Below are 16,672 nucleotides of genomic sequence, written 5' to 3'. Positions count from 1 at the left end.
CTAAGATAAAATTTGTTTTATTATGAACAAGCGATTCATTCTTGTGGGTGTTGCCCTGGGAATTATTGTTATTCTTGCCGTACTAATTGGCTCTCCTGCAATCGGTGGATTTGATTCGCTTCGTTAATACAATTATCTATATTTCAAATAAACATCAAAATTTTTTTTAACTAATATTATTATTGTACAATCAAATTATTGATTTCATTGCCTAGCGTTCTTGTTGTTGATGATGATCCTGATAGTCGTGATGCTTTATCTGATCTGCTTGAATTAAAGGGGGTTGAAGTTCTAGCAAAGGGAGTTAACGGGCATGACGCTGTACAAAAATTTTCTCAGCATAAACCTGATCTAATATTGATGGATATGATGATGCCTAATTTTGATGGGATGTATGGTTTGAAACATATTAAAAATATTGATTCAAGTGCCAAAGTGATAATGATAACTGCAGATCAATCACAAACAACACGTGATAAAATTTACAGATATTCAAATACCAAAATTATTGCTAAACCCATTGATATTGATAAACTAGTTAAACTGATTATGGAAAAATCATTTTGGTAATGTTATTGTAAATGTAGTTGGGTTATTTTTTACCGATATTTTTCCACCATGTTGTTCTATGATGTTTTTACAACTTACCAATCCTAAACCAGTACCAGTTTGCTTAGTGGTGTAAAGTGGCTCAAAAATTTTATTCATATCATATTCATTGATTCCTGAACCTGAATCGATTACGTCTATAATTACATCCTTTTCTTTATCATGGGATTTGATTTCTATAGTTCCTGGATTATCTCCAATTGCATCCATTGCATTTTTTATTAGATTTGAAAAAACAATTTCTAATTTCCCTTCATCTGCTAAAACTGTTATGTCTTTGTCTGGAATCTTAATATTGATTTTATTTGGTTGTAATTCATTAACAATGTTTGTAAGACAAGATTTTATTGACATTTGTTTCTTTTGAAGTTCTGTTGTTTTTACATAATCTAAAACATCTTCAATTTGATTAGTCATTCGGCGTATTGCATTGTTAATTCGTTGTATACTTTCATGATCTTTTGGAGATAATGACTCTTTATTTCGTATTAGTGATATTTCTACTGATGATTTAATTACGCTTAATGGGTTTCGTAAATCATGCGACAGTCTAGCTGCAAGTTCTCCTATTGCGGATAATCTTTCTGATTTAATCAATTCGTTTGTTAGATTGTCTATCTTTACATTTTTTGTATCAAGTGCATTGGTTAGTTTTGAATTTAGGATTACAATTATGCTTGAAAATACGACTAGTAATGTTATTAGGACTAGCGAAAAGAACATCATAAAGTTTCCACTTTGTTCAATGCTCCAAAAATAGTTTAACGCAAACAGAACTGCGATTGTTGTAACAATTATCAAAACAAGTACTAGATTAATTCCATATGTTGCGATATTTTTTGCTGTGATTTGGTCATTGCTGTTTTGATATTTTTTGGGTTTATTTCTTTTGGAATTTTGAATTAATTTATACATTGCAAAACTCCATGCTACGTAACTAATCAACCACAAAATATCTATCGGATGTCCATCAAAATATGCCTCATCAATAACTAAAATCAAGTATAGATTATCAGCTATAATGAAACTTACAATACCGATTAAAATTAATGTCCAAAAAGAATTCTTATTAATTTTGAATGACAAAATTATTGAGATTATTGCAGGAATTAATAAAACTGCATCTACAATTGGATAAATTAGCGCAACTGCAATTTCAAAAAATTCCGTTTCTATATTAGCTTGAAAAGTAATTGCTAAAATAGGAATTAAAATTGACGTTGATACTATGAGGGCAAATGCGATGTGTTTTTTCTTTATGTGATCACGTAATGGTTTCAAGAAAATTACTAATGAGATAAACATGAAAATTGGTGCTATAATATAGAAAAAGTCTGCAATAGATGGATAAGGATCAATAAATAAAACATGCTCATATAAATTCCACATCTGCTCTGCTGCAAACCATGAACAAAATGCTAAAACTAGAAAAACAAGTGATTTTTTACTAATTTCGCTTATTCTGTCAGCACTTGATAATGCCCATATGGCCATAATTATCAGAACTCCTGTAATTATAGTGTAGATTGGTAATGAAATATACTTTGAAAAATATTCGATGCTTACTACATTATTGACACCGTATAATGAAACTAGTGCAAAAATTATGCAACCAAATATAATTTTGTTATTAATGCGTATTTTTTTTTCGTTTCTTTCCAAATTTAGAAGTATGGCCTCATTTTGAATTTGTCCAATGTTATGATATAATATTTTGGATGTGTGTAGACGTTATTCATATTTTGAATTTTTTTTGAGCCTGTTCAAAAATATTCAAAGCATCGTCAATGTTCTTTTTAGATAGCCATGCTGTGACTGAGATTCTTAATCTAGCTTTGTTTTTTGGCACTGTTGGATATCTAATTGGCTGCGCAAACACTCCATTTTTAAGAAGGAATTTTCCAAAATCCATGGCTATTTTTTCATTGCCAATAACTATGGGAATTATGTGTGTCTTTGAATTAATTTGATATCCTAATTGTTTCAACCCGTTTGTCAAGATGCTGGTATTTCTTGCTAGTCTCTTTCTTTGTTTCTCTCTGTTGATTTGCATTCTGTTTAATGAATACTGAATTAAAAACGATGGAAGTGCAGATGTGTATATGAATGATTTTGATTTATTTATGCACAAATCTATTACATTGTTTTGTGATGAAACATATCCTCCAAAAGATCCTAACCCTTTGCTAAGGCTACTAATGTATACGTCAATTTTTTTGTAACCTTGAAATGATTTGGAGTCCCCTTTCCATCTGTTCCAACTGTAAAATCTCCATGTGCATCATCTAATACTGTGATTGCATTTGATCTTTCTGACACATCCGTAATTTCCTTTAACTTTGAAAAGTCTCCATCCATGCTGAAAATCCCCTCTGTGATGATAAATTTATTTTTGCCGTGTTGATTGAGTTTTTTTGTCAAGTCTTCAATATCGTTATGTTTGTAAACTAAAATTTTTGCACCTGAAAGCCTACATGATTCTATTATGCTTGCATGATTTAACTCATCACTTAAAATCAAATCTCCTTTTTTTGCAATTGTTGTAATTACCCCTAAATTTGCCATGTATCCTGTTGGATAAACTAAACTTGCTTGTTTTGATTTATGTTTTGAAAGTTTATCTTCTAATTTTTTATATATCTCATCGTTTCCTGAAACTAATCTTGAACTTGATTGCATCTGATTTATTTTTATTTTTGTAATTGATATGCCTAAATAATCATTTGAGCAAAGATTCAACAGTCTTTTATTTTTTATTGTTATGTATGCATTATTCACTTTAACGTCTCTTAATTTCCTGTACAGATTATTTTCTTTGATCTGCTCTAATTCCACATCTACAAAATTTAATTTATTGCTCACTTTCAAATTGAAATCAGTCATGCGTAAATTCTTTTCTCATTGTTGTTAATTTGCTAATTTTTGAGATGTTGAGCATGTTATTGGTTTTGAATTTGTAGTTTGTTAAATTATAACATCCTGTCTTTTATATTGTAAATTCTTGTAATACTATTGGCTTGATTGCTAATATTGAACAAATCATGGAGGATCAAAGGAATATAGTTGAATTGCAATTATCTATTAAAAAATTAAAATTTCAAAGAATGAATTTTTGTAATACTATTGGCTTGATTGCTAATATTGAACAAATCATGGAGGATCAAAGGAATATAGTTGAATTGCAATTATCTATTAAAAAATTAAAATTTCAAAGAATAAAAAAACCATCAGTTCAAGTTTGTTTATGATAATTCAATCTGTGTTATTTTTATAATTTCATTTTCATCGTAAAAATAACGTTTAGTTTCTAAACAGTTTGAACATACAAACCAAATAGGAGTGTAATTACTTTTTTTTGCTCCTTTGTAAACTATTTTGTATTCTGGCAAATGCTTTTCATCACAAATATTCATTCTTTAGCCCCACGCATTAATTTTATTCTGTAAAGAAATTTGTCTGTTGAATGCAATAAATCATTCATTTCTGGTTCAATATTGTTTTTGTATGTTTGATTTTTTATTTTCACGATAAATTCACTTGTTAATTCTATTAGGTGTTTTATTTCATAATTTGTAATTGCTATGTGATTAGTATCTTGGAATTGATCGTATATCATATTGCTCAATACAGTGAATCCCCTTTTTCCCATGATAAATCAAATAGCGAACTCATCATGTCTACAAGAGTTTCAGAGTCAGACCACCATGCAAATGTTTGTCGTGTTGCATGATTGGCGTTTCTCATAAAAATTAAAATTTCTTTTGCGTCATTAATGATAAAACATTTTTTATCTGAGTCTGATGTGATGACTCTTATTTTCTTTGAATCTATCTCTGAAATAAACTCTGGAGTTTTACTTAAAGGAGAAATTACCATTTGTAGTTCAGATGATGATTCGTCTATCCAATCAAATACATCTGAATGATATAATCTTAAAACATCTGGTATGCTACCGTATATTTTAATTGAATCTGTGCTAGTCTCAGTCATTTCTTTTATTTTATTAATTATTGGTCCCATACCATGTAACAACTGCATTTTTTCTGATTTTGATTCGTCAGTTTCAACTACAAAAAATGGAACCTCTTTCCAGAGCTTTGAAAGTGATTCTTCTTTTCCAGCAAGTGTATTGATTCTTTGTTGTTCTTGTTTTACTAACGTTTCAATTGCTTGTTTCATCTCCATTACAGAATATTTTGTAGGGTGGACAAGCTCAGCTGTTACCAATCCCATATTTTGTAGAGAATTCACAAGATGATATGTTTCTGTTCTTGGCATCTGCAATGCTTTTGCAATCTCTGAAGCAGATTTGGATCCATACTTTCCAAGATAGATGAATACTTTGCTTTGGTTTGCCGTTAAACCAAAACTGATCAGTTCATTTTTGATTCTTTCAAGTGTAATTTTGTGTTTATACAATTCTGTTTCTGAGTCATTGTCAAAAAGTGTTATCTCATGTGTTGTGCTCATGTCTTCATTTATTCAATAATGTTTTTCTTAATAGGCACAGTGGATATTTCTTCAATCTACGTGTTCTATTTTGGAACTAATTAGCCGATCTGCGGTGCCAATTTAACTCGTAATTAATTTTTTTAAAACTTGTATGTGTAATTTTTTGCGTTAAAATTAATTTTTGTTTAAACATTATCTGCAATCATCATAAAAATTTCCCAGATATGGGAATCAATGATTATGCCTTTACAAAATCATTTGTAAAAAATTTGTCAAGCCTCTAATCCTATTTTTTTAATCATATTGAAATCTTTTTCAGATTCGTTTCCGCCCATCGTAAGATATCCTGATGTGATTATTCCGTTTGCACCACTTTGCAATAGTTGCTCTCCTGAATCAGTAAGATTTGTTTCTCTTCCTCCGGAAATTTTTATCACCGATTCTGGTAATAGAAATCGTATTACAGAAAACATTCTTACAATTTCAGAATTTTCTAATTTTACTTGTAGCTCTAATGGTGTTCCAGGCACAGGTACTAGTATGTTTATTGTAACTTCTTCAGGATAAAGCACAGCTAATTCATTGGCTAATTCTATTCTTTGTTTTCTTGTCTCCCCTAAACCTATTATCCCACCCGTGCATAATTCTAATCCTGCGTTGCGAGCAATTTGCAATGTTTTTAGTCTGTCGTCATATGTGTGGGTAGTGCATATCTCTGAAAATTTTGATTTTGATGTTTCTAAATTATGATTATATCTTTTCACGTTAAGTTCTTTGAGTTTTTTTGCTTGCTCTGGTGTGAGAAAGCCTAGGCTGCATTCCACATTGATGCCTACCTTGTCATTGATCTCTTTTATGATGTTGCAAACTTTGTCAAAATCTCGTGTGGATGGTTCTCTCCATGCAGCTACAAGACAGTATGATTCTGCCCCTTCGTCTTTTGCTTTTTTTGCTTTGATTACCACTTCTTCTGCTGATGGTAGTTGATAGGTTTCAATTCCCGTATCAAAAAATGCAGACTGCCCACAAAAAGAACAATCCTCACTGCAAGCATTTTTTTTAATATTGTTTAATTGTTCGACATCTACTTTCTTTCCATTAAAATCTCTCGTTATCTGATTTGCAGCTTTGGCTAGATCTGGAACATTCTCATCTGGTATGTTGAATAGTTTTTCAGCGTCTTGACTTGTTATTCCAATGCCTGAAAATACGTTTTCTTGGCATTCTCTGATAAATTCCAAGACATTATTCATGATATTTCACTATGAATTCTATTAAAAAAGATTAGTGAGTTAAAAATTGACTTTTCATGCGTGATTATGTGGTCATTTGTATATTTTTTCTGTATCGTTGAAAATTGAAATTAACTTTTCTTGATGTTGTTGTGTTTACTATGTCGTTTTATTTTCTGCTGATTTTATTGTGTCCATGGTTCTATTTAGCAAGAAATCTAACTCTTCTTCGGATATTGCTAGTGGTGGTACAAGCATGATTATGTTTCCAAGCGTACGAAGATAAATTCCATGTTTTTTACCTTCCTCAAAAAATATTTTGTTTATTGATTTTTTTGGGTTAATCGGAGTTTTATTTTTTTTATCCTTGACTAATTCTATTCCCATGAGCATTCCTTTATGTCTGATATCTCCAACTGTCTTTATTTCGGATATTTTGTCATAGTACTCCTCAAAAATTTTTGATGTTTTTTGAATTTTTTTAATCAAATTATTTTTTTTATATAATTTCAGATTTTCATTTGCAACAGCTGCAGATATTGGATTGCCTGTGTATGTATGTCCATGAAATAGATGCTTCCAATCATTGAATTGGCCTAGAAACGAATCGTAGATTTTTTTATTTGCTAAAGTTGCAGCCATTGTTAGATAGCCTCCTGTTAACATTTTTCCAAAAGATACTATATCTGGAATACTTTTTTGTTCAGTATATTGAACCATGGAACCTAATCGTCCAAAACCGGTTGCTATCTCATCTAATACTAGTAATACGTTGTATTTTTTACATAACTTGCTTATCTTCATCTGAAATCCTTTTGGAAATATGATAACTCCACCTGCTACCTGTGCTCCGCTTTCCATAACAAACGAAGCAATTTTGTCATCATTGGAAAATTTCTTTTCAACTTTGTCTAGACAATAATTTTGATAATCTAAATAGTCATATCCTTTAGGAATTCTGTATTTGTTTGGTACTGGAATTTGTATTGTTGGAAATAATTGTTTTTTAAATTTGCCAAAAAATTCTGGCACATAACCCACAGCCATTGCTCCAAACGTGTCTCCATGATAGCCGTTTTCTAACGTTGCAATTTTTGTCTTTTTTGTTTCTCCTATGTTATTCCAATATTGTAATGCCATCTTTATTGCAATTTCCATTGCAGAGGATCCGTTGTCGGAATAAAACACCTTGTGCATCCCTGGAGATATTTTTATCAAACTCTCTGCTAGTTTCTCTGCAGGTTCATTTGTTAGGTTAAACATCGAAGAGTGTTGAAGTTTTTTACATTGTCTAGCTATTGCATTAGTTAATTCAGGTTTTGAGTGACCCCAGACATTACACCACATTGATCCAACCGCATCAAAATAATTATTTCCATCAGAATCAATTAGATACATCCCTTTAGATTTTACGATTTCGTTAAATGAATCCCATTCTTTCATCTGAGTGTTAGGATGCCAAACAAATCTTTTCTTTTTCAAACGATTTCTATGATTAATTTGAACTTAATAATTAAACTATGATGCCATGAATTATGTTTCTTAAATACAGAAAACCATGAATGGTATTTTTAGAGATTTTGGTAATTCTGATTTTTGATGTTTTTTACTAATTATTGCTATTTAGATTCTTCATTATTTTCATTTTGTTCTGCATTGTTTGCTTTATCTCGGACTTTTTTCATAATGCAGTACTTGCTCAGACTATTTAGCAATCCCATGATTTTTTTATCGCATGTCTAAACTTAAAGTTTTGTCATAAACATTTAGAACCCATTTATGCCTATTTTTATTGTGTCATGCTTATGTTTTAAAAATTTATTCCTCGGTTGTTTTTGTACCTGATAGTGTCATATTGCATATTTTCTATATGAAAAAGACCTGTTAAACTAGTGTGGAAATAGATAGATGACACGTAGTTTAATCTTTTAACAAATAATCCTGATTATTATTGCCATCTTAATTTCTTGTATCGCTTCTCTTTCCAAGTCAAAAATCCGGCGTTACTACAAGTCCTTTTGAGAAATGTTAGATTTTGGATTTTCTGGAAGTGTTATTGTAAAAATTGTTGGAGGTGATGTCACAGTTATCATCCCACCATGTGCCTCTATGATCGACTTTACACTTGCCAGTCCAAGTCCAGTTCCTTGCTGTTTTGTAGTAAATAATGGCTCAAATATTTTTTCCATATTCTCTTTTGGTATGCCCTCTCCAGAATCTTCAAATTCTATGACCAGATTGTTTTTTTCACTTTTTGCCCGTATGACTATGCTTCCACCATTTTTACCGATTGCATCGACTGAATTTGATAGTAGATTTCCAAATGCAGCTTCTAACTGGATTTTACTTGCCATCAACGAAAAATCATGTTTTGGTAATGTGACCTTGATGTTTTTTGGAACATTTGCATTTGTGATTGATTCATGTAACATTTGTAACAGTGAAACTAGTTTTAGATCAAGAGGGATAGTCTTAACAAAACCTAGAACCTGATTTATTTGATGATTGATTCTATATATTGCATCATTAAGAATTGGAATGTATTCATCTAATTTTGGATCCAGCTTTTTGTTAATTCTTGACTCAATGGAGTCAACTGTGAGCTTGATCAGACCAAGCGGATTTCTCAAGTCATGAGATATTCTTGAAGTCAGCTCACCAATGGTAGAAAGTTTTTCTTTTTTTATCAGGTCATTTTGAGCCTGAATTATCAATCTTGTTTGGTTTTTTGTCTTTTCAAACAATATTGCTACTAACAATACGATAATTCCAATTATCGTAATCAATATTGGAAGTACAACGTCAAAAAAATAATAAAGTGATTTTGCAGATTTGGCGCCATTTACCAGAATTGATTCCGAGTAATCAGTTGTGTGCTTACCTCCCAGTTCCACCTGAGCTCCTCTTACCCAATCATCTACAAAATAATCGTCCCACTCTTTAGAAAAAGTTACAACTATGCCAGTCACTGGCTCGACTGACACCATGCATTTTCCATCTGAGAGTATCTTTTTTGATGGAAATTGTGGAAAAGCAGAAGACACATCGGTGCCAGTGTATTTGCATGAAAAATCATATACCTCAAGATCATCTATCTTGTTTGTTTTTTCAAATACAAATGTTGCAGATGTAAAGATCATTGGATGAAAGAATTCATAGTTTTGTTTTTGTACGTTTGGTGGAAAAGCAAAATATTCGTCTGACTGCGCGTGTTTTCGAGTATTTCTGTCAACAAAAAAAGTCTGCTCATTGTTAAAAACCACACTGTTTGTTGTCGGGTCTATTCCAACAATGGTAGCCTTGATTTCCAATATGTCGTTATTCACATCTACAACATACTGTCGCAGAGTTTCTCGGATCAAAAACGTGTCTGATAATTCTCCACCAATGCTTTCAAGTATACGATCTTCTCCCTCATGTTCGGAGATCAATTCATAGGTTAAAGGAAGTTTTTTTATTTCATATACTGATAGTTCGTATATCCCAATAACTGATACAATAATTAAAAATCCTACAACAAGTTTTGACTTGTAACTGAAATTCATACAGTTTTCAGCAAGTATTGCTTATAAAAAATGAATCCACCCTGTCCTGCTGGTGACAAACTCTTGTTTATATAATAATACAAATGGCTACATTTATGATCAATTGCATTGTAATTGATGATGACTATAACATCACAAAGGTATTTTCAGATGTTTTAGAAATTATGGGGTTGAACATTTTAGCGTGTGGGTATGACGGCAAAGAGGCAGCTGAATTATATGAAAAGCATTGTCCTGATCTTGTCTTTACAGACATAATGATGCCAGGATATGACGGATTTTATGGCATTGAAAAAATTAAAAAATTTGATCCTGATGCCAAGATTGTTGCAATAACTGCTGATGTATCACATGAAACTTATCAGAAACTAGAAGACCTTAATGTCACGGCAATAATTTGCAAGCCATTTGATCAAAGCGAGATAAAAAAAGTGTTGATGGAAAAATACCAAATTAATACCAGATGACACGATTTTAGAATACATATAATGAAATCTAGAATTGCATGAATCTAGGAAATGATTTTTATAAATTCTATATTTTGAAGTATTTTATTTTTGATAACGTTATGATTCAATTTGAAAAAATATTGGCTTAATTTTAGAATAGCATTTTAGAAAATCGTCTATGTAGTTTAAAAGGGATGAAATTCTAATATTTTTTAAATTGTTCACAAATATTCTTGTTCCATTTGATCTCTCAAATCAATCCATTCATGCATTTAAAACTGCACTAGATATTGCAAAGAAATACAATTCCAGAATCACTCTTCTGACATGTCTTGAGGGAGATGCATGGCATCACAAGTTTTATGACTCCAGTGCAGATAATGAGATTATTAAAAAACAGAAAAAGGCAATACTTGCTCATATTGCCAAGGTAGAACCACTAGCAAAAAAAGCAAACATATCAATGAAATCTCAGATTTTAAAATCCATGTCAGTTGTTAAAGATATTGTTGCATATGCGAAATCTCGAAAAATAGATTTGATAGTAATGAGTTCTCATGGAAGAACTGGAGTGGATAAATTAATTCTTGGTAGTGTTGCAAACGGCGTTACACAGAAATCTAGCTGTCCCGTGTTAATAATAAAATAAATTTGAAAGGATTCATTACAAGTAAAATTGCCAAACTTGCAAAGAAATAACAATGTACTTTTAGTTTACCTACTTGCACTTAATAGTATAAATCATGAAGATTTGTGAGGTCTCCAAACAATGAATAAAACATTTGTAATGTTGAACATTGCATTAATTTTTGTATCGTTATTGACAGTATTTGCAGATCAATCTGCATATGCTGTACCAACATTTGTAGGAAAAGGAGGCATATCTAACTCTGGAAACGCTATTACCCCATCACTTCCAACTGGAATACAAAGTGGGGATGTTTTGATACTTGTTGTCGAAACAGCAAATCAACCAATTACAATTACAAATGCGGGCTCTGCTGGACCTTGGACTCAATTAACAAGTTCTCCTCAAGGTACTGGAACTGCTGCACAAGCTGATGCAACTCGAATTACTGTGTGGTATGCAACTTATGGTGGTTCTGGAACTACTGGACCAAGACTTTCTGATTCTGGCAATCATCAAATTGCTGAAGTTTTTGCATTTCGCAACGTTGATCCAGATAATCCTATTGGAGTAAGCATTGGGAGTACAGAATCTATATCTGATACAAGTGCTTCTATTCCAGGTGCAACTACAACCAAAGCTGATTCTCTAGTAGTGGCAATAATGGGAACTGCTCTACCTGATGCTAATGGTTCAACGCAGTATTCAGGACAATCAAATCCTGATCTAAGTGATATTGCAGAAATTGAAGACATTACAAGAAACTCTGGAAACGGTGGTGGAATTTCTGTAACAACGGGAATAAAAACAACAATAGGATCGTACGGTCCAACTTCAGTTACTACTGCTGATAATACTGAAAAAGCCATGATAAGTTTAGCATTGAACCCTAAAATTTCTGTTGCCCCAACATTATCCATTTCTCAACCTGATGGTGTGGGAGATACCATATCTGTTGGAGATTCTTACACTATCACTTACACATTGTCTGATCCAGATGATGTTGTGACAGCTTCATTTTATTATGATATAAACAATAGCGGATTAGATGGAACAGCGATTTCAGGTACTTGTGCTACAGCAGCAGAGGGCAGTGATGTTACATGTACGTGGGATACTACCGGTATGAGTTTGGGAAATTATTATGTATATGGTATGACTAATGATGGAACTAATCCATCTGTTAGCGCATATTCTACAGGACAGATTACAATTACTGTTCCGTCTACAACTAGGTTATATTTTTCAGCATCTACCACACCTAGCGTAAATCCAAATTTTGACAGTTGGGGTTATACGGCAGAAGCAGGACGTTATGCATTATTATCTACAAAAGGAGTAAGCGGTGAATCATTAGTGCTTGGAACACGAATAGGACCATCTGCCACTGGAGTGACACAACTTGATAGACAATATGTTTCAGAACCAATGAATGCTGGACAGGTATTCACAAGCGGTAATACTTTTCTAAAAGCACAACTTCAATGCAGAGAATTTAACAATGGAGATAACACTCGTTCAGGACTATCTGTCCGTATTGTAAGTCAGGATGGAACTACAACCCGAGCAACATTATTGACAATAGATAATTATGGACTAGCGACAGGTGAATTTAGAAACAATAACGTTTTAAGAAATGCAGCATATGCTGATGGCGATACAGTTACTGCATCATATACAACAGTATCTGGAGATAGATTGGTAGTTGAGATAGGATATACAGATAATGCCGGATCAACTGTAGAAGGGCAGTGTAGGTATGGAGCGCCAACAGGTACAGACCTACCAGAAGACGAAACAACTACCACAGATACTAACGTACCATGGATTGAATTTTCAAATACTATCACATTCCGAACTGGTCCAGATCAAGGATCTGAAATACCAACAGATGCATCTACTGGTACAAAAACACAGAGACGTCCGCCACAAATCTCTGGGATTGGGCTTTATAGCATAACTTCTTCTAATAGCGAAAATTCTTACTCTAAAATAATCCAAGATGATAGTAATCAACAATTACGGTTTGAATATTTTTTTCCTTACAGCATAAACAGTGATCTTACAGACCAAAAAAACTACGGAGAGTATTTCGGATATGACAAATATGGTGGATACATTCCATTTTCCAAACGTTCAGACGCAGTATTGTATTCTACAAAAATAAATGAACCCACGCAGATTCAAGTTAGAATAGATGATGAGTATGCAAGTACTAAGATTGAACATGTGTCTTTATTTATTGTAGGTAATGGACAAAAATCCGAATCGTATTCTGTGGAATTAATTTTTGACAAGGGTAAGGCAATACAAGTTAAAGATCCTCAAAACTTTATCAAAGATGTCAAAGTACATGACTTTTTAGAAGATGCCAGTTATTGGGTAAACTTTGATCTAGTTTTTCAAAAAGAGATTAGACTGTCAGATATTCTAATAGAGACATGGCACGAGGGAAGAAATCCTGCTTATGCGTTGTTTGTAGGTTCTATAAAAGCAACAGAGAACATGACACCTCCTGTAAGCAATACAACTCTTCTTACAGCAAAAATAGAGATGACTCATGATACTTCATCTCCAATATGCAAAGCAAGCAATACCTGTTTTGTTCCAAATAATGTAACCATTCTAAAAAATGGAATTGTCACATGGCATAATCCTGATTCATTTATACATGATGTCACAAGTGGAACGCCAAATAATCCTGACAATAGATTTGACCTTCATGTGATGCCAGGGGAGACAAAACAAAAATCATTTAACACACCTGGCATCTACAAATATTTCTGTTCGTTACATCCTTGGGCTACAGGACGCATTACAGTGGTAGACTCGCAACAAAATACCATCAAAGAGTATGACGAAGCAAAACCGCCAATAATAATCGCATCGGTAACTCCAAAAGGTTCTGTAATGATAGAACAGGATCAGGATGTCATTAAAAATACAAAAGACATGAAAGTGGAAATTTCAGGAAACATACAAGAAGGCAGTTCAAATTCAGTCACAATTACAATAATTCGTCCTGATGGAACAAGTGATGATCTACGAGTACTTACTAATGATCGAGGATACTACTTTATCCCTACAAATTTGAACAAAAAATGGCTTGAAGGTGACTATGTCATAATTACAAAATACAATGGTGTAGAGATAGGACAGGTAAAATTTACGGTTAAACAAAATGTGTAAAACTTCAATTATGCTAAATATTGATTATTTTCATTAAAAATTCTGAAATAGGCCGGTTCATATAGTCACAAAATTGAACTATATTGGTCTTATTTTTGGTTCAACAAATTATCAATACTGCCACCACTTGTGGTCGTTGCGGAAAAAAGGGAATGATGACAGACAATGTAACGGGAGAAAGATTTTGCGGAAAATGTGGATATGTAATTACTGAAGTATTGCAAGATTCTGGTCCTGAATGGAGATCTTTTTCAAAAGAAGGTGGAACAGATCCGACTAGAACTGGTGCACCAACATCTCTTACCATTCATGACAGGGGACTTGCAACAATTATCAACCCAATAAACAGAGACTCTTCTGGAAAACCACTTACATCATCAATGAAGAGTACCATTGAACGACTACGTACATGGGATAGTCGAAGTAAAGTTCACGAATCTGCAGATAGAAATCTCAGACAAGCATTAAGCGAACTATCTAGATTAAAGGACAAACTCTCGCTTTCTGATGCTGTAATTGAAAAAGCTGCTTACATTTACAGAAAAGCATTAGAGAAAGGGTTGGTGAGAGGACGTTCAATCTCAGCACTTATTGCTTCTGCACTTTATGCAGCATGTAGAGATACCGAAACTCCTAGAACTCTAAAAGATGTTTCTGATGCTGGAAATATCAAGAAAAAAGATATTGCAAGATGTTATCGATTATTGCATCGAGAATTGGATCTAAAGATGCCCGTAGTTGACCCAATTCAATGTGTTGCAAGAATTGCAAGTAAGCTTGGAATTTCAGAAAAGACAAAACGATTTGCTGTCAAGGTTCTAAAAACAGCACAAGAGCATGAGGAATCAGCAGGAAAAGATCCGATGGGTCTTGCTGCTGCAGCACTATACCTGTCATGTGTAAATAACTGTGAAAATATGACTCAGCGTGATATTGCCGAAGCTGCAAGTGTAACTGAGGTAACAATAAGAAATAGATACAAGGGTTTAAGATTAGACCAAACTGATCTATGATATAGAGTAGAATATGACAGAAACAAAACCGTTAATCTCAATAGTTAATGTCGTAGCCTCTGCAACAATTGACCAAAAACTAGATCTTGTAGATATTACAAAAAAATTTCCAGATGTGGAATACCATCCAGAACAATTTCCAGGATTGATTCATAGAATGCTTGATCCAAAAACTGTAATTCTGATTTTTGCTTCAGGTAAACTAGTCTGTGTTGGTGCTAAACTTGAAAAAGACATACACCGTTCTGTACATCAAATTCATAGCATGCTTGAAGAGAAAAATTTAATGGTTTATTCATAATTGACTAAACTATTGCCAGAATCTCTTTTTATCACAGGAACTGACACTGATGTAGGTAAAACATATGTTGCTGCAGGTCTTGCCGTCACACTTCGTAAGATGGGAATAGATGTTGGTGTAATGAAACCATTTGCAGCAGGGATTCCTCAAAGAAAGGGATTCAAATCTGAAGATATAGAAATTTTATCTACTGCAGCTCAGGTAACTGACCCTGAATTACTTTTGAATCCACAATTTTTTCCAATAATGGCATCACCTTATACCGCATTAAAAAATTTAAAAATCAAACCAAACATTCCACTAATCTTAAAACAATTTAAAAATTATCAAAACTTCATTCAATGTTACTTGTTGAAGGGATGGGGGGGATAATGACTCCTATACTTCAGAATTATTTTGTCAGCGATTTGATAAAAGATATGAAATTACCCACGCTTATTGTCACTAGAACAAGAGTAGGTGCCATCAATCACGCAATAATGACCTGTAAGATGTGTGAAAAATATAAAATTCCAATCAAGGGAATTATAATAAACAATTTTGATGTTGATGGATATCGTGTTAAGGAATTAAAACGAGATTTGGAGAATTTAACTTGTGTATCTGTATTGGGCTCTGTTCCATTCATTGATGATATGAGTGACAATTCTCTTTATAGAATATTTAAAAAAAATATTGATATGAAATCTTTACTGAATTAAATTTCAGATACGTAGTATTTTGAATTTGTTTTGCCCCTGAACATTTACGAACTGTCCAATATCTACAATTATTTTTAAAAATGATGGATTATTCTTTTCAATAATGTATGTGTTATTTTGAAAATCTATTTTCTTTGAAAGCACCAACCAAATATTTTTGTTGTTTGGCTGTATTTTTTTTAGACTGTCAAGTTTTTGCTTAATTTCGTTGACATCCATGGTTTTTGGTATGTGAATTATTAGAGCTTTGCTTGGATCATTTTCTAGTGTTTTTAAATTTGGTATTACAATGTCTATCTCAATACCATTATGTTCTATCTTTCTTTGACTGGGAATTAATGCGTTTGTCAATAGATAATGCAGTAATCCTGTTGCAAATGTTGCTATGCTCTCTTCTTTTCCCCCCATTGAAACTACTTTGTCAAAACAATTTTCTAAAACATCATTGATCAATTCTGGAAATTTTGATTGTGATGTTAACTCTTGAATTTTTTTAGATTCTAAATATTCAAACAGATACTCTTTGATTGGGTTTGACTCTTCTGACATTTGT

At 32.7% G+C, this 16,672-nt stretch carries 14 protein-coding genes and 2 pseudogenes; 7 read left to right on the top strand and 9 right to left on the bottom strand.

The window, feature by feature from the left end; translation table 11 throughout:
* Window positions 1-207: 207 nt before the first annotated feature.
* Window positions 208-570: a response regulator gene (locus DSQ20_RS05105; RefSeq protein ID WP_255458136.1), complete on the top strand. Its 363-nt coding sequence runs from the start codon at window positions 208-210 to the stop codon at window positions 568-570.
* Here DSQ20_RS05105 and DSQ20_RS05100 read toward each other — a convergent pair.
* From DSQ20_RS05100 to DSQ20_RS05065, 8 genes and pseudogenes are all read right to left on the bottom strand, one after another.
* Window positions 559-2,271 carry a HAMP domain-containing sensor histidine kinase gene (locus tag DSQ20_RS05100; protein WP_179364843.1) on the bottom strand — a complete coding sequence of 571 codons (1,713 nt, stop codon included), beginning with the start codon at window positions 2,269-2,271 and terminating at the stop codon, window positions 559-561. The two genes, DSQ20_RS05105 and DSQ20_RS05100, sit on opposite strands and share 12 nt — an antisense overlap.
* Before the next feature lie 73 nt (window positions 2,272-2,344).
* A pseudogene (locus DSQ20_RS05095) lies at window positions 2,345-3,492 on the bottom strand (aminotransferase class I/II-fold pyridoxal phosphate-dependent enzyme).
* 359 nt (window positions 3,493-3,851) lie between these two features.
* Window positions 3,852-4,022 carry a hypothetical protein gene (locus tag DSQ20_RS05090; RefSeq protein WP_179364842.1) on the bottom strand — a complete coding sequence of 57 codons (171 nt, stop codon included), beginning with the start codon at window positions 4,020-4,022 and terminating at the stop codon, window positions 3,852-3,854.
* On the bottom strand, window positions 4,019-4,234 hold the full coding sequence (locus DSQ20_RS05085) for a hypothetical protein (protein WP_179364841.1): 216 nt from the start codon (window positions 4,232-4,234) through the stop codon (window positions 4,019-4,021). Before DSQ20_RS05085 ends, DSQ20_RS05090 begins: the two co-directional genes overlap by 4 nt.
* Entirely contained in the window at window positions 4,231-5,079 is an 849-nt protein-coding gene (locus tag DSQ20_RS05080) for a TrmB family transcriptional regulator (RefSeq protein WP_179364840.1), read from the bottom strand. The genes DSQ20_RS05085 and DSQ20_RS05080 overlap by 4 nt, the downstream gene beginning before the upstream one ends.
* A gap of 254 nt (window positions 5,080-5,333) precedes the next feature.
* Window positions 5,334-6,314, bottom strand: a complete 981-nt coding sequence (gene bioB / locus DSQ20_RS05075) for a biotin synthase BioB (protein ID WP_179364839.1) — start codon at window positions 6,312-6,314, stop codon at window positions 5,334-5,336.
* Between the two features lie 138 nt (window positions 6,315-6,452).
* Complete coding sequence (gene bioA / locus DSQ20_RS05070) at window positions 6,453-7,775, bottom strand: adenosylmethionine--8-amino-7-oxononanoate transaminase (protein ID WP_179364838.1); 1,323 nt, start codon at window positions 7,773-7,775, stop codon at window positions 6,453-6,455.
* Between the two features lie 524 nt (window positions 7,776-8,299).
* Complete coding sequence (locus DSQ20_RS05065; protein WP_179364837.1) at window positions 8,300-9,838, bottom strand: porin PorA family protein; 1,539 nt, start codon at window positions 9,836-9,838, stop codon at window positions 8,300-8,302.
* Between the two features lie 95 nt (window positions 9,839-9,933).
* Between DSQ20_RS05065 and DSQ20_RS05060 the strand changes: the two genes are divergently transcribed.
* From DSQ20_RS05060 to bioD, 6 genes and pseudogenes are all read left to right on the top strand, one after another.
* The gene (locus DSQ20_RS05060) at window positions 9,934-10,305 is read left to right on the top strand and encodes a response regulator (protein ID WP_179364836.1); all 372 of its coding nucleotides are present in this window, start codon (window positions 9,934-9,936) and stop codon (window positions 10,303-10,305) included.
* A gap of 199 nt (window positions 10,306-10,504) precedes the next feature.
* The gene (locus tag DSQ20_RS05055) at window positions 10,505-10,936 is read left to right on the top strand and encodes a universal stress protein (RefSeq protein WP_179364835.1); all 432 of its coding nucleotides are present in this window, start codon (window positions 10,505-10,507) and stop codon (window positions 10,934-10,936) included.
* A gap of 120 nt (window positions 10,937-11,056) precedes the next feature.
* Window positions 11,057-14,104: a hypothetical protein gene (locus DSQ20_RS05050; RefSeq protein ID WP_179364834.1), complete on the top strand. Its 3,048-nt coding sequence runs from the start codon at window positions 11,057-11,059 to the stop codon at window positions 14,102-14,104.
* A 95-nt stretch (window positions 14,105-14,199) separates the two neighbouring features.
* A complete protein-coding gene (locus tag DSQ20_RS05045; RefSeq protein ID WP_179364833.1) occupies window positions 14,200-15,117 on the top strand; it encodes a transcription initiation factor IIB family protein in 918 nt (305 codons plus the stop codon).
* A gap of 13 nt (window positions 15,118-15,130) precedes the next feature.
* A complete protein-coding gene (locus tag DSQ20_RS05040) occupies window positions 15,131-15,418 on the top strand; it encodes a hypothetical protein (protein WP_179364832.1) in 288 nt (95 codons plus the stop codon).
* 12 nt (window positions 15,419-15,430) lie between these two features.
* Window positions 15,431-16,119 (top strand): annotated as a pseudogene (gene bioD / locus DSQ20_RS05035) (dethiobiotin synthase).
* Between the two features lie 3 nt (window positions 16,120-16,122).
* On the opposite strand, the gene DSQ20_RS05030 reads toward bioD, so the two are convergent.
* On the bottom strand, window positions 16,123-16,668 hold the full coding sequence (locus tag DSQ20_RS05030; RefSeq protein WP_179366324.1) for a hypothetical protein: 546 nt from the start codon (window positions 16,666-16,668) through the stop codon (window positions 16,123-16,125).
* Window positions 16,669-16,672 lie beyond the last annotated feature (4 nt).

It is taken from the genome of Nitrosarchaeum sp. AC2 (assembly GCF_013407385.1).
Taxonomy (GTDB): Archaea; Thermoproteota; Nitrososphaeria; order Nitrososphaerales; family Nitrosopumilaceae; genus Nitrosarchaeum; species Nitrosarchaeum koreense.
Note: the sequence above shows the minus strand (reverse complement) of the source record. Positions and strands in the feature narration are given on the sequence as shown.

Coding starts and splice junctions, on each gene's coding strand:
- DSQ20_RS05090 (WP_179364842.1), bottom strand. CDS start 4,022: ATGAATATTTGTGATGAAAAGCATTTGCCAGAATACAAAATAGTTTAC.
- DSQ20_RS05080 (WP_179364840.1), bottom strand. CDS start 5,079: ATGAGCACAACACATGAGATAACACTTTTTGACAATGACTCAGAAACA.
- bioB (WP_179364839.1), bottom strand. CDS start 6,314: ATGAATAATGTCTTGGAATTTATCAGAGAATGCCAAGAAAACGTATTT.
- DSQ20_RS05065 (WP_179364837.1), bottom strand. CDS start 9,838: ATGAATTTCAGTTACAAGTCAAAACTTGTTGTAGGATTTTTAATTATT.
- DSQ20_RS05060 (WP_179364836.1), top strand. CDS start 9,934: ATGATCAATTGCATTGTAATTGATGATGACTATAACATCACAAAGGTA.
- DSQ20_RS05050 (WP_179364834.1), top strand. CDS start 11,057: ATGAATAAAACATTTGTAATGTTGAACATTGCATTAATTTTTGTATCG.
- DSQ20_RS05040 (WP_179364832.1), top strand. CDS start 15,131: ATGACAGAAACAAAACCGTTAATCTCAATAGTTAATGTCGTAGCCTCT.
- DSQ20_RS05030 (WP_179366324.1), bottom strand. CDS start 16,668: ATGTCAGAAGAGTCAAACCCAATCAAAGAGTATCTGTTTGAATATTTA.